14 protein-coding genes are annotated in these 20,745 nt (G+C 63.7%); 6 read left to right on the top strand and 8 right to left on the bottom strand.

Annotation, left to right across the window (positions count from 1 at the left end; translation table 11 throughout):
• A partial coding sequence (locus QW379_04750; GenBank protein ID MEM2869714.1) for a hypothetical protein occupies positions 1 to 237 on the bottom strand: 237 nt, incomplete at its 3' end.
• Positions 238 to 672: 435 nt separating this feature from the next.
• Between QW379_04750 and QW379_04745 the strand changes: the two genes are divergently transcribed.
• The gene (locus tag QW379_04745) at positions 673 to 993 is read left to right on the top strand and encodes a hypothetical protein (protein MEM2869713.1); all 321 of its coding nucleotides are present in this window, start codon (positions 673 to 675) and stop codon (positions 991 to 993) included.
• Between the two features lie 115 nt (positions 994 to 1,108).
• Here the strand turns inward: QW379_04745 and QW379_04740 are convergent, their stop codons facing one another.
• Genes QW379_04740 through QW379_04720 form a run of 5 tightly spaced genes read right to left on the bottom strand, consistent with a single transcriptional unit; the run spans position 1,109 to position 9,737 of the window.
• Positions 1,109 to 2,584 (bottom strand): hypothetical protein, encoded by a 1,476-nt coding sequence (locus QW379_04740; GenBank protein ID MEM2869712.1) that lies wholly within the window; start codon positions 2,582 to 2,584, stop codon positions 1,109 to 1,111.
• A 29-nt stretch (positions 2,585 to 2,613) separates the two neighbouring features.
• Positions 2,614 to 2,769 carry a hypothetical protein gene (locus tag QW379_04735; protein MEM2869711.1) on the bottom strand — a complete coding sequence of 52 codons (156 nt, stop codon included), beginning with the start codon at positions 2,767 to 2,769 and terminating at the stop codon, positions 2,614 to 2,616.
• 46 nt (positions 2,770 to 2,815) lie between these two features.
• Positions 2,816 to 4,846, bottom strand: coding sequence for an OPT/YSL family transporter (locus QW379_04730; GenBank protein MEM2869710.1), 2,031 nt, complete (start codon positions 4,844 to 4,846; stop codon positions 2,816 to 2,818).
• A 46-nt stretch (positions 4,847 to 4,892) separates the two neighbouring features.
• The gene (locus QW379_04725) at positions 4,893 to 6,965 is read right to left on the bottom strand and encodes an OPT/YSL family transporter (GenBank protein ID MEM2869709.1); all 2,073 of its coding nucleotides are present in this window, start codon (positions 6,963 to 6,965) and stop codon (positions 4,893 to 4,895) included.
• Between the two features lie 39 nt (positions 6,966 to 7,004).
• On the bottom strand, positions 7,005 to 9,737 hold the full coding sequence (locus QW379_04720) for an HAD-IC family P-type ATPase (GenBank protein ID MEM2869708.1): 2,733 nt from the start codon (positions 9,735 to 9,737) through the stop codon (positions 7,005 to 7,007).
• Positions 9,738 to 9,860: 123 nt separating this feature from the next.
• On the opposite strand from QW379_04720, the gene QW379_04715 reads away from it, so the two are divergent.
• Positions 9,861 to 11,159: an SLC13 family permease gene (locus tag QW379_04715; GenBank protein MEM2869707.1), complete on the top strand. Its 1,299-nt coding sequence runs from the start codon at positions 9,861 to 9,863 to the stop codon at positions 11,157 to 11,159.
• 16 nt (positions 11,160 to 11,175) lie between these two features.
• On the opposite strand, the gene QW379_04710 is transcribed toward QW379_04715, so the two are convergent.
• Complete coding sequence (locus QW379_04710) at positions 11,176 to 12,465, bottom strand: cation:proton antiporter (GenBank protein MEM2869706.1); 1,290 nt, start codon at positions 12,463 to 12,465, stop codon at positions 11,176 to 11,178.
• A gap of 63 nt (positions 12,466 to 12,528) precedes the next feature.
• Positions 12,529 to 15,267 (bottom strand): HAD-IC family P-type ATPase, encoded by a 2,739-nt coding sequence (locus QW379_04705; GenBank protein ID MEM2869705.1) that lies wholly within the window; start codon positions 15,265 to 15,267, stop codon positions 12,529 to 12,531.
• 137 nt (positions 15,268 to 15,404) lie between these two features.
• Between QW379_04705 and QW379_04700 the strand changes: the two genes are divergently transcribed.
• The 4 genes from QW379_04700 (at position 15,405) to QW379_04685 (ending at position 20,732) form a co-directional block, all read left to right on the top strand.
• Positions 15,405 to 17,627, top strand: a complete 2,223-nt coding sequence (locus QW379_04700; protein MEM2869704.1) for a cation:proton antiporter — start codon at positions 15,405 to 15,407, stop codon at positions 17,625 to 17,627.
• A gap of 120 nt (positions 17,628 to 17,747) precedes the next feature.
• A complete protein-coding gene (locus QW379_04695; GenBank protein MEM2869703.1) occupies positions 17,748 to 19,550 on the top strand; it encodes a KamA family radical SAM protein in 1,803 nt (600 codons plus the stop codon).
• 69 nt (positions 19,551 to 19,619) lie between these two features.
• On the top strand, positions 19,620 to 20,363 hold the full coding sequence (locus QW379_04690) for a hypothetical protein (protein MEM2869702.1): 744 nt from the start codon (positions 19,620 to 19,622) through the stop codon (positions 20,361 to 20,363).
• 45 nt (positions 20,364 to 20,408) lie between these two features.
• Positions 20,409 to 20,732 (top strand): hypothetical protein, encoded by a 324-nt coding sequence (locus QW379_04685; GenBank protein ID MEM2869701.1) that lies wholly within the window; start codon positions 20,409 to 20,411, stop codon positions 20,730 to 20,732.
• Positions 20,733 to 20,745 lie beyond the last annotated feature (13 nt).

Below are 20,745 nucleotides of genomic sequence, written 5' to 3'. Positions count from 1 at the left end.
CCTGGCTCTTGCCCTCATTACATATTCCCTCTCTTCATCAGTGATTAACTTAGGGGATGCCCCGGGCTTTTTAGGATATGGATATTCGCCCCTCTCCCTGATGAGCCATCTGAGCTTTCTCCTTGTGAGCTTCCGCGTGTATTGATATGGTTTTAGGGCTCTTATATTTGGCGAGAGGAAGTTATTTCGGAATTCGACACACTCTCCAATGAATAAAAAATAAATATCACAAATCAAATTCTTGTCGTTCCCGTCCGCCCACGACGCATTGAAACCTCTTTATTGTTTGTACCTGTTTTCCATCGAATGGCCCTGAGACGGTAGACGCTAAAGTGCGCGAACCGTGACGCGTCACGGCGGTGATTCCTCCACCAGTTAAAATGGTTAGCGTCTCACGAATTTCGCTATCTGGCATTTCTCCAAAGGCTATAGCCCCGGGCGCCCCCGCGAAATTTGTGAACACCCGCACCAATAAAATGGTTTTTTTACGAGTGTCTGACCGCGATGATCATATCGGCCCTCCCCTCTTTCGCCCTCCAGTCCATCGGGCTCCCTCGCCCGTCGCTGCGCGATACTGGCCTCGACCATCCCCTCACGACACCCCGCTAGCGTGGAATTCGTCCACCCCCCAACCAGAAAATTATATATCCCGCCACACCCTCTCCGCTCCCGGTGGGTCCGATGGCGCGCAGAAAGGCAAAGAAGGGAGCCGCGAAGAAGAGGGCACACAGGCCGGGCCGCAGGATCGCCCGTGCCGTGAGGATTATCCGGAAGCAGAAGCCCGTCCGCAGGGCGGTGCGCAGGGCCGCGAGAAAGATTGCGAAGCGGCCGATTCCCAAGAGAGTGATCGAGAGGGCGAAGAAGGCCCGCGCGCGCGTGAGGGCCGCGAGGGTCGCCGTAGCGGCAAAAATGAGGGCGACCGTCGCCCCCGCCCCCCCGCCCGAGCCGGCCCCGCCCGCGGAGCCGGAGAAGCTCGGGGGAGAGGAGGAGTAGGCGACTCCGGAGCTCGTACATCCGGGCCCGTCACCAGTGCGCGTCGTGCCAGCCCCATTTTCAATAAGGACCGGAGAGCGGGCCGGGCGCAATTTGCAAAGGACCCGCCGCCGGCTCAGGCTCTCCTGAGCCTCTTTGCGAGCTCCTCGAGGAGCTCGTCCCTTGCGCTCTTTTTCTTGGGCGGAGCTTCATCCACAACGAATATTCTCGACGCCCTCGGAATTCCTAGAGCCTCCTCGGGAACCTTCTCGGCGGGCGGCACGGGTGGCGGCCCGGCGCCGGGCGGGGTCTCCCCGTATTCCCCGGCCTCTACCCCCAGCGGCTCGGGGGCGCCGGGGCCCTCCCCTTTCACGGGGCCACCCTCCCCCGTCCCTTCCGGATGCGCATCGGCGGCCCCCCCTCCCGGCTGAGAAGTGCCTCCGCCCGTCCCAGTAGGCGATTCCTCGGCACGCGGAGCGCCCGGGATCTGCGACAGCCCCTCCCTCAGCCTCTCCAGCTCCCTTATCGCCGCCAGCGCCTCCTCCTCCTTCGTCCTGTAGCGCCTCTCCATTTCCGCCAGCAGCTCCTCCCTCCTCCTCAGCCTCGCCTCCGCCTTCTCCTCCTCCCTGAGCTCCCTCCTGAGCGCCCTGACCCTCGCCCCCAGCTCCTCCTCCTCCTTCCTGAGGCTCTCGATTCTGCCCCTCAGCTCCTCCTCGAGCGCCCTGACCCTCTCCTCCCTCTTGGTGAGCTCCTCGGTTCTCCTGCGCCACTCCTCCTCCGAGACCGCCTGCTTCCCCTTGAGCGCCTCGAGCCTCCTTTCCTCTTCCACCATCCTTTTCTCGAGTCTCTGGAGCTCTTCCTCCCTCGCCCTGAGCCTCGCCTCCATGCGCGCCTTTTCCCTCGCCTCTTGCCTGAGGGCCTCGAGCGCCCTGCGCCTCTCGGCCTCCTCGGCGCGCAGGTGCTCCATCGCGGCCTTTATCTCCTCTTCCTTCCTGACCAGCTCCAGCTCGAGCTCGTGAAGCCTCCTCTCCGCGGCCTCGAGTTCCGCCCTCTTCTTCTCGAGCTCGGCCCGCGCCTCAGCCAGCCTGCTCTCCTCCTCCTCCAGCCTCTGGCGCGCCCCGGCCGCCTCCGCCTCGAGCGCCTCGAGCCTCTTCTGGAGCGCACCCCTCTCCCGCGCCTCCGCTCTGAGGAGTTCCACCGTCTCCCTGTACTTCCTCTCCATTCTCGCAAGCTCCTCCCGGAGCGCCGCCGCCTCGTCCGGGCCAACCTCGACGGGGAGTGCGTCCGGGACGGTCCCGGCCGGCGCGGCCCCGGCGTGCCTCTCCAGCTCTTGCCTCAGCACGTCGATGGAGGCCGGCGACGCCGCCCCCGGGGGCAGGATGCTCTTCATTCTGGCCCAGAAGTCGCTCCCGCCCGGCAGCTCCTGCTCCCTCCCCGCAAAAAGGAGCAGCGCGCCCTCGACCAGCCCCCTGAGCAGGGTCTTGTCCCCGCCCGCCGCGGCGCTCTCGAGAGCGCTCATGAGGAGGTCGGGGCGGGAGCTGACCAGCTCCCTGAGCGCCGAAACCTCCTCCCCGCTCCCCGGGGCCCCGGCAGCCAATGTCGCACCGGGCAAGATAATGCGGTTTCCGGTTAAATAAACCTTCAGTGGACGAAGAGCGCGATCAGGCTCGAGAGGAGGAAAAGAAGGACGATTCCGAGCGCTAGGAGCCTGACGAGCCAGTCCCTCCTAGAGAGCTTCTCCTTCTTCGAGTCCCTCCGCAGCCGCTCCCGGCGGCTCTCCGGAACCCTGCGCGCCATCCTTGAGACCTAGATATGAAGGGCCTAATAGATGTATCGGGAGCGTTCACCCCGGGTACATTATTGCGATCGCGACCACGGTCCCCATTATCGCCTCGCCCACGATCAGACCGGTCGCCATCATGAAGCCGTCGAGCATCCTGAGCGTGCTGCGCCTCTCATCCCAGCCCTCGGCCCTCGCGCGCGGCTCGAGATAGTGCCTCTGCCAGAGGTCCCTGGCCGCGCCGCCGGTCAGGAGCGCGAAGGCCTGCCAGAGAGGGAAGTACATCCCGAGGCCGAAGGCCGTGCCCATGCCGGTCATCAGCTCCATGAATATGCCAATGCAGAGCCCGAAGCCCAGGTAGGCCGCGAGCTGGCCTGCGGTCTGGCCCCCGAGGAGAACCTGGACCATGTAGGCGAACGCGTGGGCCTGAGGCGCGAGAAAGTCGAGCTTCTCTGTTGCGAGGCCGTAGGAGAAGACCGAGGCTGCGACGACCGCGACCACGGCGCCCGGCACGAGCGCCACAAGCATCGCCTTGACCATGTGGTAGGGCCTGTTGCCTACGTACAGCCCGTACTTGAAGTTCGTGATCGCATTGCCGGACATCGATATGGAGCAGGCGAACACGGTCGTCCCGAGAATCGACATCACCGCGATCACTGATGTCGGGGTCCCGGCGAGCCAGAGCAGGAATATAACGATGAGCAGGGCGATGAAGGATGTCCCGGACACGGGCTCGATTCCGACCTCGCCCATCACCTTCACCGCAATCGCGCCCAAAAAGAAGACCGCAGCCGCGAGCACGGCCGAGTAGATGAAGGACTGGAGCGGCGGGTAGCCGCTGAGCGAAAAGGCCCCTCCAACAGTGAGCACCACGACCACAACCATCACTGCGATGTGCGACATCGGCCACTCGTACCAGCCTCTGCCTTCAATGTAGTCCCCGGCCCTCGCGCCGCCCCGGACCGCGCTCCAGACGTCCCTGAATATCGCCCTGAACGAGGGGAGCATCTTGAAGAGCGCGGTGAAACCTCCTCCCAGTATGGCCCCTATCGCAATCGGATTGGAGATGCTCTTGTAGGCCGCCCACGACGCGAAGTTGAGTGTGCTCACGTCGACCATCCCGCCGCCCTGCTGCACCGGCACGTGCATTGCGACCGCGAGTGGTATTATCACGAACCACGAGACGAATGTGCCCAGAGAGACCAGCAGGGCCGTCCTGAACCTCTGGAACCAGCCGATTCCGAAGAGTATCGGAGCGATGTTGTAGCTCAACCAAGTATACTTCGAGTCCGCCTCCGAGAGTTTGATGATGCCCCCGTGGTAGTTCGGGCCGCCGAAGACCGAGTCAAGCACAGAAACACGCGCCCCCTCTTTAGCAACTACGGGCATGTCGCGCAGGAAGGTGTAGACTGCGGTCAGGCCCGCCCATGTCGCGACGAGCTTTATAGACCTCTTCGCGGACTGAATCGCCCCCGTTGTCAGGTCCTTGGCGATGTCAAGGAGCTTCACGCCCGCCTCGAAGCCCGGCAGGGGCAGGGTCTCCTCGACAACCCAGAGCCTGCGGAAGATTATGAAGTACATTATGCCCAGCCACGAGGAAACGATTGTGCACACGAGCGCGAGCGCGGCTGATGGAATCTGGGCCTCGCTTATTATGTGGGTGTAGGAGGAGTGGTAGGTGAGCAGGTATATGGCCGGATACGTGAACACAAAGCCGGACGATATGTACTGGGCGGCTGAGCCGGCGCAGGCGGCGAGGTTGTTCTCCGCGGGCGTCCACCTGAGCCACAGGGCGATGATGAATATGACATACCACGCGGCCCCGACCGCTATTCCCACCTTGAGCCCTACGTACTGGATGATGAAGGCGAAGAAGGTCCCCACGAAAATCCCGAGGGCCATCTGCCTCCAGTCGAAGCGCGAGACCCTGAAGCCCTCGCGCCTGTTCAGCTCCTCCAGGTATTCCTCCAGGACCCCGGTGTTGAAGTTGGCGAAGCTCTCGGTGTCGAGCCACCTGAGCTCGCCCTTCTCGATTCTCTCGAGGCCGAGGGGCGTGGGGGATCGGCGGTAGACCGATGTCCTGACAGGGGGCATCGCTGCTCGATAACTGATGTGAATATATAACGCTTGTTGATTGAGCTCAGGTTATCGAGACCATCACCATCGCCGCCACCATCGCCATCACAGGCTCCCCTATCATCAGGCCGGCCGCGGCCATGTATGTATCAAGAACCTTGAGCGTCCTCTTCCGCTCCGACCATTTCTCGGCCCTTGCGCGTGGCTCCAGAACGTTCCTCTCGTAGAGGTCCCTTAGCGCGCCGCCGAGCAGCATCGGGAGCTGAATCGAGAGGGGGAAGTACATCCCGAGGCCGAAGGCTGTGCCCATGCCCGTCATCAGCTCCATGAAGACCCCTATCGCCATCCCGATTCCGAGGTACTGGAGCACGAGCTCGTTGCTCTGGCCGCCCGCGAGGAGCTGTGTCAGCGTCGCGAAGACGTTGGCCTGCGGGGCCAACAGGTCGAGCTTCCCCGTGGCGAGCTGATATGAGAGGAAGCCGGCGGCGAGAGCCGAGACCACCGCGCCCGGTATCGTAGCGGTCAGGACCGACTTCATCAGGTGGTAGGGCCTGTTCCCGACGTATATCCCGAGCTTGAAGTCGAATATTATGGAAGCAGACAGGGATATCGCCGAGCAGAAGACGGTCGTCCCGAGGAGGGATATTATGACCAGCGTCTCCTTGGGCGTTCCGATAAGGCGGAAGGTGACGATGAGTATTATGAGCACGAGTATAGAGGTTGCGGAGACGGGCGTTGTCCCGGTCTCCCCGAGGGTCTTGACCGCGATGGCCGAGAATATGAAGGTGGCGAAGAGGAGGAGGACGCAGAACACAAACGACTCCACCACGCCGAAGCCCGAGATTATGAGCACCGCCAGAATCGTGACGAAGGCCAGCGCGGCGATGTACCCGATGTGGGCCACGGGCCAGTCGTACCAGCCCCTTCCGTCTATGTAGTCGGCCCCCGCGCCCTTCGCCCTTGTCCCGCGCAGCGCATTCGCGATGTCTTTAAAGAGACCTGCAAAAGTCGGGAGCATCTTGATGATGGCGAAGATTCCCCCGCCGAGGAGCGCCCCGATGCCTATGATGACCGCGATCTTCCTGTAGGCCATCCAGGAGCTGAAGGGGTAGGTGCTGACGTCCAGGAAGCCGCCGGCGTTGATGTCGTAGACCGGCACGTGGAGGGCCACCGCCATGGGGACGATGATGAACCACGTGAGGAATGTTCCCAGGCACATCAGCAGCGCCACCCTGAACCTCATGAACCAGCCCACGCCGATCTGGATGGGCAGGATTGTGAAGGACACGAACGTGTGGGTAGCGATTTCCTCGGGCATTTTTATCTCGCCTGCCTTGTAATACGCCCCTCCGAAGAAGCGGTCGAGGATGGACACACTGGTCTTCCCCGAAGCGTCCTGAAAGACCGGGAAATCCCTGAGGAACGTGAACAGGGCCGTTATGCCGGTCGAGGCGCCCACGATTTTGATGGAGCGCTTCGCGGCCTCGGCGCCCCCGCGGGTTATGTCGTTGGCGATGTCCAGAAGCTTCAGGTTTGGCTCGAAGCCCGGCACGTGCAGGGGGTCCTCGACGAGCCAGAGCCTCCTGAAAAGGACGAAGTAGACCGTTCCCAGCCAGCCCGAGAGGACGGAGGCCACGATGGCTATCCATACCGGCGGAATCTCCTGGACGATGAATATCAGGCTCCCGTCCGCAGCCTTACCTATCGCGAAGTCGGGCGAGTACTTCAGGAGGTAAATCGCGGGGTAGGAGAATATGAATCCCATGCACACCATCGCGGCCGCGTCCGCCGCGGCCGCCACAATATTGATTTCCGAGGGCCTCCAGCGCAGCGCCATCCCGGATAGGTAAATGATGTACATAACCGCGCTTATGCCCATCCCTATCTTCAGCGCCACATACTCGGTTATCGCGGCGAAGGCCGCCCCGACCGCCATCGCCACGATGACCTTTCCCCAGTTCCACCTCGAACGCTCCCAGCTCTCTCGCTGGTTCTTCTCCTCAAGGTATTGCTCCATGACGCCGGTGTTCAGGTTGCTGTACATCTCTGGGTCGAACCACTGGAGGCTCCCCCTCTCGATCGCCTCCAGCCCTCCCGGCGTCGGGGGCTCCCTGTACTGCGGTTGCCGGACCGCCAAGGCCTCGCCGGCGCGGTATCGTGCACGGGGTATATTACCTTAAGCGAGCTGGGCGCCGGAGACCGCCCGCTCCGGCGAGAGCGCGCGGACCGCCGCCTTCCTCGCCTCTTCGATTGCGAGCACGAGAATTCCCGTCCCGAGAATCAGCGCCCAATCGCTCGCGCCCAGCGGCACGGTGTGGAAGAAGGGGTTGATGGGGGGCAGGTAGACCACTGCGAGCTGGAGCAGGAGAGAGACCACGACCGCGACGAGCAGGAAGGGGTTCCTCCGGACCTCGCCGCTGATCGCGCTCCTCCTCAAGGAGTTGCAGTTGAAGACGCTGAACATCTGGTAGACCACGAAGGCCGTGAACGTCAGGGTCTGGGCGTGCCTCGCTCCGGAGCCGCGGCCGATGTCCCACCAGAATAGTAGGAAGGCCAGCAGGCCCATGACGCAGCCGTTGAACGCGACCGCCCTGAGCAGCTCCGGAGTCAGAATCTTCTCTTCAGGGTCCCTCGGCTTCCTCCTCATCAGCGCGGGGCTGCCGGGCGAGAGCCCCAGCGCCACCGCGGGGGGCCCGTCCATCAGAATATTGACCCAGAGAATCTGGACCGGGTAGAGGGGAATCGCCGGCAGGAGCGCCACCGTCGCCGCAAAAATCAGAAATATCGCGCCCACGTTCGTGCTGAGCTGGTACCTGATGAACTTCCTTATGTTGTCGTATATCCTTCTCCCCTCCTCCACCGCTGCCACTATCGAGCTGAAGTTGTCGTCCATCAGGACCATGTCGCTGGCCTCGCGAGCCACGTCCGTCCCGGAGAGGCCCATCGCCACACCGATGTCGGCCCTCGCCAGCGCGGGGGCGTCGTTGACACCGTCACCGGTCATCGCCACGACTTGCCCCCTCCTCTGCAGTGCCCGGACGATTCTGAGCTTGTGCTCTGGCGAGACTCGCGCGTAGACCCTCACATTCTCGACTATTCTTTCGAACTCTTCTTCCGAGAGCTTCTCGAGCTCCGAGCCCGTCAGGACGAGACCGCCGCCTTGGAGAATTCCCAGCTCGCGCGCAACGGACCGGCCGGTGTCGCTCTGGTCGCCGGTTATCATGACCACCCTGATGCCAGCCTCGCGGCACCTGCGCACGGCCTCAGCGACCTCCGGTCTCGGCGGGTCCCGGATGGCCACGAGTCCTAGGAACGTGAGGCCCCTCTCTACGCCCTCGGCCTCGAAGTCACAGCCCTCCGGGAGCTCGCGGGTCCCGAGCGCGAGAACGCGGAAGCCTCGCGACGCCAACGAGGCGTTGAGCTCGATGAGCTCCTGCCTGAGCTCCGGTGTTATCGGGAGGGCCTTCTCCCCCTTCTGCACTGCGCCGGCGAGCTCGACAAGGACCTCGGGCGCTCCCTTGACGAAGGCCCTGACGCTCCCGCCGATTCTGTGCACGGTCGTCATCATCCTGCGCCGGGGGTCGAAGACCTTCTCGCCGCAGCGGAGGTGGCGCTGCATGAGCTCGCGGGGGTTGAGGCCGGCCTTGCCCACGACACTGAGCAGGGCGCCCTCGGTCGGGTCACCAATGACCTCCCACCGCCCGCCCCTTTGAACGAGATGGGAGTCGTTGCACAGGGCCATCACAAGAAGAGCATCGACCAGCGGGGGCCCGGTTGCGTCCGCCTCCCTTTCGCCATCCAGAATCTTGCCCTCGGGCCCGTAGCCTGTCCCGGTCAGGGTGTACCTTCTCCCGCCGATGTGCATCTCGGCGACCGTCATCTCATTCCGGGTCAGGGTACCGGTCTTGTCGGTGCAGATGAATGTCGTGCTTCCGAGGGTCTCGACCGCCATCATCTTCCTGACGACAGCCTTCCTCGCAGCCATCACCTGCATCCCGACCGCGAGGGTGACGAGCGTGACTATCGGAAGCCCCTCTGGAATCATCGCGACCGCTAGGCTCACGGAGAGCAGGAAGCTGTCGACCAGCGGCGAGTGGGTCCGGGCGAGGCGGTCGAGGAGGAAGAGGACCACGACCGCCGCGATTGCGATCACGCCGAGCTGCCTGCTGAGCGAGGCCAGTCTCTTTTGGAGGGGCGTGGGCTCGTCCGTCTGGATGTGCCGCGCGATTCTGCCCATCACGGTCTCCATTCCCGTCGCCACCACTACGGCCTCGCCCCTCCCCCGGGTGACCACGGTACCGGCGTAGACCATGTTCACCCTCTCCTGGAGCATGGCACCCTCCTCGATGACCGCGTCGGGCTCTTTTCGCACGGGCACCGACTCCCCGGTGAGCATCGACTCATTCACCTCGAGGTTGTGGGAAGAGAGGACCCTCGCGTCGGCGGGGACCTTGTCCCCCTCCTCGAGGAGGAGGATGTCCCCGGGAACCACCTCCGCCACGTCGAGCTCGAGCGCCCTCCCCTCCCTCCTGAGCTTGGCCTTGGGGCTCGTCAGCTTGCGGAGTGCGTCCATCGCCTTCTGCGCCTTCGACTCCTGTATAAAGCTCATAAGGGCGTTGACGAAAATCACTATGAATATCACGACCGCGTCCGTCACGTGCGACTCGCCGAAGAACACGGTCAGCGCCAGCAGAATCACAATGGCGGCTATCAGCATCAATATGGGCGCGCTCGCGAATTGCATAGCGAACCGCCTCAGCGGCCCGGGCCTCGGGGCCTCGCGCAGGAGGTTCGCGCCATATCTCCCGAGCCTCTCCCTCGCCTCCTCCGCGCCCAGGCCCTGGAGCCTGCTCCCTAGCCTCTCAAGGGCCTCGAGCGGGCCGAGGGTGTGCCAAGGGAGGTCGGCCACGGAGCTGAAATCGCCGCCGCAGTATAAATAACCGATTGGGCAGGGCGCACTATTCTCGACAGATTTAATAGACGCCCGGCTCATTACCGGAGAAAGTCGTGGAACGGGGCCGGGTGCGGCGATTTGTACGACAAGGCGCTGGCGGTGGCCATACTCGCGGCCTGTCTTGTGCTCATCGCCACAGAGAGAATTCAGAGGGCTTTGGTAGCGATGATGGGGGCGATGGCAGTGCTGGCTCTGGGCATCCTGAGCCCGGAGGACGTTCTGGACCCGCGCGGCCCCGTGCATTGGGAAGCGCTGGGCCTGATATTCGGGATGTTCGTCATGATTCATGTGCTCAGGGAGGTCGGATTCTTCAAGTGGATAGGTTTGAGGACGCTAATGATGGCGCGGTTCAGGGTTCTCAGGCTCTTCGTCCTCTTCTCCGCCCTCTCGGCCTTCCTCGCCGCCTTCATGGACAGTATAACGGTTCTAATGTTTATGGTCTCCCTGACCATGGAGATAACCAGAATTCTCAGGGTCTCCCCGCTCCCCTTCATCCTCGGCGAGATCACCTCGGCCAACATCGGCGGCAGCGCCACTATGGTCGGAGACCCGCCCAACATCGTCATCGGGACGGCCCTCCACTACTCCTTCAGCGACTTCGTCTTAAACACGGGACCGCTGGCGGTGGCGGCGTTCATCGTGAACCTTTTTGTCCTCTACCTGTGCTTCAAGAGCACATTCGCGAGATGCAAGGTAGACTCCGTCGAGTTCATGAAGGCCTTCAGATACCTCAGGCCCCCCCCGAAGACCGCGATAAGGGACGCCAGAACGATGCACATCACCCTGGGCATATTCATATTCTCGATGGCCCTGCTCGTGCTCCACAACTTCCTCAAAATCTCAGTGGCCTTCATCGGAATTCTCGGAGCCGTCCTCACGATGCTCTCCAGCGGCGGAAAGTTCCCGGACATGCTGGAGAGGCTTGATTACAGGACGATAATCTTCTTCGGGGGCCTGTTCATCATCGTCGGGGGTTTGGAGAGGACGGGCGTCACCGCGGACCTCGCGGGCGCGATAGGTTTTCTCTCCGGCGGGAGCACTGCCCTCGCCGTCACCATCATCCTGTGGACCGCGGCCGTGTTCTCGGCCCTCATAGACAACGTCCCCCTCGCCGCCGCCATGGTCCCCATCATCCGCTCCCTCTCCGGGAGCACGGGCATAGGCCTCGGGGCCCTCGCGTGGGCCTCGTGCCTGGGCTGCGACATCGGGGGCAGTGCCTCGCCCATCGGGGCCTCGGCCAACATCGTCGGCCTCTCGCAGATGGAGAGGTGCGGGGTGAGGGTCACGTGGCGCGAGTACTGTGGGGCCGCGGTTCCCGCGACAGTCCTGGCCCTCATCACCTGCAATATTCTTCTCGTCATCAGGTACGCTCTTTAGGGCCCCCGGGGCTCTTTCATCTTTTTTTCTCCAGGCACGCGCCCGAGGCCGGAGCGGGCTGGGAGGGGTGGGCCCTCCTGAAGGCCCAGACAAGAAGGGGCGGCGCGAGGAGCGTGGTCGCTATGGACATGAAGACGACCACGGTGAACATGCTGTTGGGAATCGTGTGGAGGGATAGGCCCACCATCGCCACGATAATGCCGACCTCGCCCCTCGGGACCATCCCGACCCCGACGACAACGGCGGGCCCCGGGCCGAGCCTGAGCGCCGCGAGGCCGCAGCCCACGAGCTTCCCGACGATTGCGAGAATCGTGATGACGACCGCCACTCCTATCACGGGCTGGAAGTCGGAGACGTGGACCATCAGCCCTATATGTACGAAAAAGAACGGCGCCAGGAGGTCGTTGACCGGGTCCATCTTCTCGCGCAGGTGGTACCTCTCCCTGACCTCGGCGAAGGCCATTCCGGCCACGAAGGCCCCGATTATCGCCGCAAGGCCCAGATACCTCGCCACCGCCGAGAGCCCGAAGCACAGCACCAGCGCGACGACGAAGGGGGCGTTGCGCTGGCGGAGCGCGGCGAGGTGGTCCCTGCGCGAGCCCCGGGCCGGCGCCCTGCCCCGCGCGGGGGCGTCGCCGCCCGCGAGCCTGCGCACGATTCTGCCGCCGAGCAGCATCGCCCCGACCACGAACGCGATGGCTATCGCTATCACAAGCGCCGTCTCGAGCAGGACGTGCTCCCCGCTCTCTAGCCGCGTCCGGTCTCCGCCCGCCATGCCGCTGACGATGGTCAGGACAATCATTCCGAGGACGTCGTCTATCACGGCGGCCCCCAGAATGACCCTCGACTCAAGCGCCCCCGTTACCCCGAGGTCGGCGAGCACGCGCGCCGTTATGCCCACGCTCGTCGCGACCATCGCGGCCCCGATGAACATCGCCTCGCTGTAGGAGCCGTTGATAGCGAGGATGTACGCGAACCCCAGCCCGAAGGGCACGAGCACCCCGAAGACCGCGACCATCGTAGAGACGATTCCGACCTTCGAGAGCTGGTGGAGGGGCGTCTCGAGCCCCACGGAGAAAAGGAGAATCATGACCCCGAGCTCCGCAAGGAACTCGAAGTACCCCATGTTCTCTTTCAGGTGTAGCATGTCGAAGACGAAGGTGTTCGCCACGACGATGCCGACCAGCAGCTCCCCGACCACCGGGGGCTGGCGCAGCCGCTCGAAGAGCTCGCCCGCGAGCTTCGCCATGAAGAAAATGGCGAATATCTCGACGAAGACTATGCTCTCCATCGGCCTCCGGCCCACGTATCGCCGACATTCAATATAATATTTCGCCGGAGCGGTTGGCCCCCGGGGCGGGGGAACGCATCAGCGAGCCGGCGGGGGTGCCGGCTGCCAAGCGGCCAGCCTCCTCTCCGCCCACTTCACGATTTCCATAATGATGAAGACCGAGAGGCCGATCGCGAACACCCTTGCCCACGAAAGGGCGCCGACGGGCGCGGTGGCGAACGCGGCGTTCATCGCCGGAATGTATGTGATCGCGAGCTGGAGCAGGACCATGGACGCGACCCCGATGTAGGTCCAGCGGTTGGAGAGCACGCCGACGCGGGTCATGGGGTGGGTGAGCGAGCGGCAGTTGAAGAGGTAGAAGAGCTCGGTGAACACGACCACGTTAACGGCGACGGTGCGGGCCGCGGCGACGCTCGCACCCTCGGAGAGCTCGTGCCAGAAGAGCCAGTAGGCACCGGCGAGCATGAGACCGCCCACAAGGGCCGTTCTGGCCAGAAGGGCCCTAGTTATTATCGGCGCGGCGGGGTGCCTCGGGGGCCTGCGCATTATGTCCGGCTCCTTCGCCTCGAGCGCGAGCGTGGTGCCGAGGGCGATGGCCGTGGTCGTGTTTATCCAGAGTATCTGAGCGGGTGTCACGGGCAGCTGGAGCGCCGCGAGCACCGCCGCCATGATCAAGAGCCCCTCGCCCACATTAGTCGGGAGGGTCCAGACGATGAACTTCGTGAGGTTGTCGAAGACACCCCTGCCCTCCTCCACAGCCGCCTCTATGGTGGCGAAGTTGTCGTCCAGGAGCACCATGTCCGCGGTCTCTTTGGCGACGTCCGTTCCGCTCAGGCCCATCGCGATTCCGATGTCGGCCCTCTTGAGCGCGGGGGCGTCGTTCACGCCGTCGCCCGTCATGGCGACCACCTCGCCGCGGGACTGCAGCGTCTCCACGAGCCTGAGCTTCTGCTCCGGGCTGACCCTGGCGAAGACCGCGGTTTTCGCGGCCCGTTCCGCGAGCTCGCCATTGCCCATCTCCTGCAGCTCTCTGCCGCTCAGCACGCTCAGCTCACCGCCGTCCCCTCTCCCGAGGCCGATTCTGCGGGCGATTGCGGCCGCCGTGAGCGCGTGGTCGCCTGTGACCATCTTGACCTCTATCCCGGCCTCCTTGCACGCCCTCACGGCCCTGATCGCCTCGGGCCTCGGCGGGTCGATCATCGCCTGTAGCCCCAGAAAGATCCATGAGCCCCGCAGGTCCTCAGGCTGGAGCCTCGTGTGCCCGGCGGGAAAGTCCTTCGTCGCCAGTGCGAGGAGGCGGAGGCCGCTCGCAGCCATCCCTTCCGCCACGGCCCTCACGGCCCTGGGGTCGAGAGCCGCGGGCCTGCCGTCCGGACCCATCGCGCCCGAGCAGCGCTCGAGGACGACCTCCACGGCCCCTTTCATGTACCCTCTCGTCCCGTGGGGGAGCCCGTGGAGGGTCGCCATGTACATCCGCTCCGGCTCGAAGGGAATGACATCGACCCTCGGCATCTCCCTCGCGAGGCGCTCCGGCGCAAGGCCCGCCTTCCCGGCCGCTATGAGCAGGGCGCCCTCTGTTGGGTCCCCCCGGACCTCGAGCCGACCCCCCTGCTCGATCAGCCCGGAACTGTTGCAGAGCGCGCCGGCCCTCAGGCACTCGGCGAGCGCCGCGTCCTCCCTGACGGCATCCCCGCCGGGCCGGCCCCCAGCCCTCCGGAACTCCCCCTCGAAAGAATTCCCGGCACCGGTGACCTCATACTCCCCCGCCACCGTCCAGACCCTCTGGACCGTCATCCGGTTCTGAGTCATCGTCCCGGTCTTGTCTGAGCAGATCACTGTGGTGCTGCCGAGCGTCTCGACGGCCGGAAGCTTCCGGATGATCGCGTTTCGCCGGGCCATGCGCGAGACTCCTATGGCCAGCGTTATGAGAACGGCTGCGGGCAGGCCCTCGGGTATGACAGCCACAGCCAGAGCTATGGAGGTCATCAGCATGTCTATCACAGGCTCCCCCCGGAGGGTGCCGATGGCAAAGGTGACGATGGCGAGCCCCAGCACAAGCACCAATAGAAGTCGGCTCAGCTGGGCGATCTTGCGCGTGAGGGGGGTCTCGAGGCTGACGGCCCTCGTTATGAGCTCCGATATCCGGCCGACCTCGGTGTCGTCGCCCGTCGAGACGACCACGCCGGTCCCGCGGCCCGAGGTCACCAGCGTCGAGGCGTAGGCCATGTTGCAGCGGTCGGCGAGCACCGTATCGGGCCGGAGGGCGCAGTCCGCTGACTTGGGCACCGGGACGGACTCGCCCGTCAGGGCGGCCTCGGCGATCTGGAGCTCGCTCGTCTGGAGCAGGCGGAGGTCCGCGGGGACGCGGTCGCCGCTCTCCAGAACTACGATGTCGCCCGGCACCAGCTCGGTCGCTGGCACGCGCCTGAGCCGGGAGGAGCGCAGGACCGTCGCCTCCGCCGTTATCGTCTTTGCCAGCGCCTCTATCGCGCGCTCCGCCTTCGCCTCCTGAACGAACCCGACGACGGCGTTGACCAGAACGACGGCGAGAATCACAGCGGAGTCGACGTACTCGCGGAGGATCGCGGTCACCACCCCCGCGACGAGGAGAATATATATCAGGGGGCTCTTGAACTGCATCAGGAAGCGGACCACCGGGCTCTTCTTTTTTCTCGGCGTGAGCTTGTTGGGGCCGAAGCGCTCCAGCCTCCTCCGGGCCTCGGAATCCTCGAGCCCCCGGTCGGGGCTCGTGCCCAGCAGCGTGATTACCTCGTGCGCGGGCAGGTGGTGCCAGTGCTTCTCAAGGAGCGTTTCCATCGCCGTCTCTCCCGGCCCCGGTGAATTCGCCGCCGGGGTCGGGGAGCAATGGCGAACCCCCTTATTAGCGTTGCCTACCCATAGCGGCCCCGGAACTCTGGAAAAGCTATTTAACGGGCCAGATGAATTCCTCGCGGATGAGGCTCTCCCGCCCCCTCGTTCTCGCACTCGTTGCGTTTATTCTGGCAGCGCTCCTCCCCTCCGCCTCATCGGCTCTCTCGGAGCCCGTGGCCGTGCTCGAGGTCCTCCCCGCGGCCCAGAGAGTCGGAGGCGCTTTCACATTCCGGGGTGCGCTCTCCTATTCTCCGGAAGGGACCGTCGTTGCGTACGATTTCAGTTTCGGGGACGGGAACTCGACGGGGTGGGTCGGCACCCACACTGTGCAGTACACATATGAGAGGCCCGGGAGCTACACGGTCAAGCTGCGCGTGCGTGACGATCAGGGCGGGGTGAGCAAGGAGACCGAGAGCACTGTGGCGGTGCTCCCGCCCAACCGCACGCCCACCGCGGTCATCGCGATCGACTCGAGGGAGTTTCCCAGGGGGGCCGAGGTCAGGGTGGACCTCACGGGGAGCTCGGACCCGGAGGGCGACACGCTCCTGTACTACGTGGACTTCGGCGACGGAATCGACTCCGGCTGGACCTACAACCCGATTCTTTTCCATACCTACTCCATAGCGGGCGAGTACAACATCAGCGCCAGGGTCAAGGACATGGAGGGGGCCGAGAGCGCGCCGGCGCAAATGAAGGTTAGAATAGTCGAGGCCGGGCTCCTCTCCAAGGACCTGGTGCTCCTGATATTCATCTTCGTAGGCCTCGTCATAATGGTCGGATTCGTTGGGAACTTCATTTTCAAGAAGTACGGAGTACCGGACGTCCTCTCCCTCCTCGTACTGGGTCTCATAGTTGGCCCCGTCTTCCAGCTCGTCGATGTCGCGTTGCTCAGCAGGTTCGCCCTCTTCTTCGGCGGCCTTGCGCTCATGATTCTCCTCTTCGACGGCGGCCTCAACCTCCCGCTGAGGAAGGTTGTGGGCGAGGCCCCGCGGGCCGCGGCTCTGGGGTTCCTCGGCTTCCTCTTCACGATGGGTACGGTCGGAATCTTCATTGGCCATTTCCTATTCGATGGGAGGTGGTCCTACGGGCTCCTTTTGGGCGCAATCATAGGAGGAACGAGCGGAGCCATCGTCCTGCCCCTCGTGCAGAAGCTCGACGTCAGCGACGAGATCAAGACCGACCTGAGCATAGAGTCGGCCCTGACCGACGTGCTGTGCGTCGTCGCGGTCATCGCCATAATTCAGGTAATCGTCCCGAGCTCCGGGGCGGGGATGGGCCCGTCCGAGATCGCGAGGTCGGTTCTGTCCGCGTTCACGATAGGCGCCTTCATCGGCGGCATACTCGGCGTGCTCTGGGTCTGGGTGCTCAGGAAGATAGAGAAGGCCGAGTACGGCTTCATGCTCACAATAGCGGCGGTTTTCATCGTCTATTCACTCACCGAGTGGTCGCAGGGCAGCGGGCCCGTGGCGACGCTGATATTCGGCCTCGTGCTCTCCAACGGCGAGCCGATCGGCCGTCTCCTGCAGATGAGGGAGGCCGCCACGGTGACGACGGCGATGAAGCAGTTCCACTCGGAGATATCGTTCTTCATACGCTCGTTCTTTTTCGTCTATATCGGTATGATAATCTCGATCAAGGACGTCTGGACGGTTCTCTGGGGGCTCCTCATCGTCGGCGTGGCTGTGGCGGCCAGGTATGCCGCAGTTAAGCTCGCCCTCTTCCGCAGCACCTTCTCCGACAGGAGCGACCTGTTCACGGTCCTGATGCCGAGGGGTCTCGCCGCGGCCGTGCTCGCGATGATGCCCCTGCAGTACGGCGTCGAGAATGGCGTGGTTTTCAAGGAGCTGGCCTTCGTGGTGATTATCGTAACTGTGATAATAACGACCGTGGGAGTCCCGCTGACGCAGAGGAGGAGGGCCGCGGCGCCGGCCGCACCCGCGGGGTCATCCCCCGCGCCCCCGGGACCCGCCCCGCAGGCGACCCCGCCAGCGGCGGTCCCGGAGCTACAGGCCCTCCCGCCGCCCGAGGCGCCGGAGCCCTCGTATATTTCCGGGCAGGAGCCGCCCATTTACGGAGAACCGGCGCCGGCCCAGCCGGTCGACTGGGGCCAGCCGCCCCGGAGCCCGCCACCGGTGCAGCCGATTCAGACGGCTGGGGGCCCCGGCCCCCAGAGACCGCCCGCTCCACAGCAGCCTGGGACGGCCGCCCAGCCCCCTCCGGCCCGCGCGCCCGCGCCGCCGGGGCGTCCCGCACCCCATGCCCCTCAGGCCCCCATTGCGCGTCCCGGAGAGCGCGGGGGTAGCTGAGCGGGTCCTCCCGGCGCCACCGAGTGGCTCCTGGCTGGGGGGTGGCACCCGCGCGCTCCGGTCAAAAAAATACATATGGGATGACGGCAATCAGGTCCATCCGGCCATCAGGGGGTTTCTTTGAAGGAACTTCTTGCGCTCACGCACGACGAGCTCGTCGAAGAGCTCTGGGCAGCGGACCCTGAGGTTCACCGAATTCTTGTTGGCTCCGGAGACCTGCACGAGGCCAGGGACAGAATATTCGACCACCTCAACTCGCTCGAGAGGCACTACTTCAATATCTACTCTGACAGGCACTACAAAGATATGAGCATCGCGGAGAAGAACAACGCGAAGCAGTGCATCCGCGTCCTAAAGAACTTCATCAGAACGGAGAACGAGCGCCTCACGGGGGCCTCGTGCCTTCAGATTCTCCACGCCCTAGCGAGGGGGGAGAGAAAGGGGGAGGAGGCGGGCGCGGGCTTTCTCTGGGAGCTGATCTTTCTGCTGAGGGGAATTCACGGGCATTCGGGAATCGCCTCCGCGGACCTGTCACCGGGAGGTGAGAGGCGGCAGAGCGGGGCCCTTCGCTCCTCCGAGCTCGACGGTTACTCGGCGATGATGGACAGATGGATGGCTAGGTACCCGAGCGGCCTCGACGCGGGGGTGGTGAGGGCCCGGGAGGAGACAAAAAGGGCCGTGCTCGATTATTTCGGTGCTCACCCGGAGGACTGGGAGAGCTACCGATGGCACATCAGGCACATCATTGACGACCGGGAGACCCTCTCGTCCATTGTGAGGCTCGAGGAGGACGAGCTGGAGGGGCTCAGGCTGGCGGACGAACTCGGCGTGCCCTACCAGCTCACGCCCTATTATCTCTCGCTCTTCAACAGGACCGGGAGGCGCGATTTCGACCGGGGGGTCAGGGCCCAGGTGCTGCCCGGAGAGCGCTACTGCAGGAACCTGAAGAGAATGCTCGAGAGCGGTGACGACCTCGACTTCATGAAGGAGAGATGGACCACTCCGATTCCGGGCGTCACCAGGCGCTATCCGCAGATTCTGATAATCAAGCCCTTCGACGCCTGCCCCCAGATATGCGTCTACTGCCAGAGGAACTGGGAGATAAGGAAGCTGCGGGAGGCCAGGCTGGACCGGGCGAAGGTAAAGAGGGCTCTCGAATGGGTAAGGGGCAATGAGGCGATAAAGGAGGTCCTGGTCACGGGCGGCGACCCGCTCGCCCTGCCCAACAATGCACTGGAGTGGGTGCTGGGGGAGCTCGCGGAAATCGAGCACGTCGAGAGAATTCGGATAGGAACGAGAACGCCGGTCACGCTGCCCTTCAGAATAGACCGCGGCTTTCTGAAGCTCCTCAGGCGGTACCACGAGTGGGGGGAGAGGGAGGTGTGCATCGTGACCCACTTCGAGTATCCCTCGGAGCTCACGCCCGAGGCCCTCGGGGCCATTAAGAGGCTCAGAGCGCTTGGAATCTCCGTGCACAACCAGCAGGTCTTCACCTACTACAACAGCCGCAGGTTCGAGACCGCGAAGCTGAGGAGGGTGCTCAGGCTGTGTGGAGTCCTGCCCTACTACACCTTCAATACCAAGGGCAAGGACGAGACCGTGGACTTCAGGGTTCCGCTAGCGCGCATAGAGCAGGAGGTTGCCGAGGAGGCAAGGCTCCTGCCGGGCGTTATCAGGACCGACGAGCCCGTGTTCAATGTCCCGCGACTGGGCAAGTCCTACCTCCGCGCCTGGCAGGACCACGAGCCGATAATGCTCCTGCCCGACGGGAGAAGGGTATACAGATTCTATCCTTGGGAGGCCCGCCTGGCTCCTTCGGAGGACTACCTGTTCACCGATGTGTCCATTTTCGACTACCTGATGAGGCTCTACAGGGACGGCGAGGAAATCGAGGACTACAGGACGATATGGTACTACTTCTGAGACCCGGACCAATATCTATAAATAAAAGTCAGGGCTTCGTAGTATTCCCTTAGGAGAGGTTGAGAGGAGTTGAGCATAGCATCTTCCATTATCGGCATCGCGAGGGGCGTGCCACGCGTCGCGATGTCCGCGGCGCGGGACGTTTATGTTGAGCTTAGGAAGTGGCTGAAGGGTAGCAAGCGGCTCGACGTCCTACCCGGGAAACCGACTATAACCCACGTCCAAGGCGTCGCGGTCTTCGTGGTCTTTATCGTCGCCCTTGCGGGAATGTTCTCGTATCAGGCCTCAAGCATCGCTCTGGGCCAGATTCCGGTGCAGGGCGGGGGAGGAGGGGGCGGGAGGCCCGTGAGCTACGAGGGCTGGGAGCTGCAGAAGGGAACCGCCTCGTCCAGCGGCAATGTTGAAGAGAACAGCCAGACCGCCCCCGAGACCCTCCAGATAACCGAGAGGAATCTGGCCGAGGTCAGGTTCACCCTGACCTGGCGAGACGAGCCCGACCAGTACCCCCTCCACACGAACAAGCCCGACGAGCTAGGGATAAAGGTCACAACACCATGGGGCGAGAACCGCAGCGCCTCCGGGAAGAACGCCTACGACCCGGCCGGGGGCACTGGAACGGTGACACTAGAATTCACGGTGACCCAGCATAAACTGAACGGCGACAATGGGACTGGCGACTGGCAGTTCGCGATTTTTGCGAAGGACTGCGGGAACCACACCCCGCGCAGAATCGGCCTGCTCCAGTGGCTCGACAACGGCAACTCGTACGAGCTCTCAATAGAGTGGTCCTTTTATGTGAAGCCTGCGAAGTAGCCTCTGGAATAGCTTTATTTTAAAATCCACGGTTATTGGTTGCGGATGATAAGGAAGAACCCGAGGTGCGGGTGCCACAGAAGGCGGAAGCGCAGGGCGGCCGTCGTGGCCTGCGACGTCCTTCTGGCCATCTTCATTCTCGTCTCAGCAGCGCTTTTGACCGTCTACATCGTCCTCCCCCGCTTTGGAATCCGCCCTGACCTCACCGTCATCACAAGGACCTCCCTGAACGGTGTCTACCTCGCTGCGGTCATGGTCCTCCTGAATGTGTTCTGGGCCATCTATTACGGCTGCCACAAGTCCGCCGCGGGGGTGGGACTGAGCGTCGCCACGGCCTTCCTGGTCGCCCATGCCTACGGCCTTTTCTGAGTTCCAGATAGAA

The organism is Thermoplasmata archaeon (assembly GCA_038851035.1).
Classification (GTDB): Archaea; Thermoplasmatota; DTKX01; order VGTL01; family VGTL01; genus JAWCLH01.
The sequence above is the reverse complement of the archived record's forward strand: the minus strand, read 5'-3'. Positions and strand labels throughout refer to the sequence as shown.

Coding starts and splice junctions, on each gene's coding strand:
- QW379_04705 (MEM2869705.1), bottom strand. CDS start 15,267: ATGGAAACGCTCCTTGAGAAGCACTGGCACCACCTGCCCGCGCACGAG.
- QW379_04735 (MEM2869711.1), bottom strand. CDS start 2,769: ATGGCGCGCAGGGTTCCGGAGAGCCGCCGGGAGCGGCTGCGGAGGGAC.
- QW379_04685 (MEM2869701.1), top strand. CDS start 20,409: ATGATAAGGAAGAACCCGAGGTGCGGGTGCCACAGAAGGCGGAAGCGC.
- QW379_04730 (MEM2869710.1), bottom strand. CDS start 4,846: ATGCCCCCTGTCAGGACATCGGTCTACCGCCGATCCCCCACGCCCCTC.
- QW379_04700 (MEM2869704.1), top strand. CDS start 15,405: ATGAGGCTCTCCCGCCCCCTCGTTCTCGCACTCGTTGCGTTTATTCTG.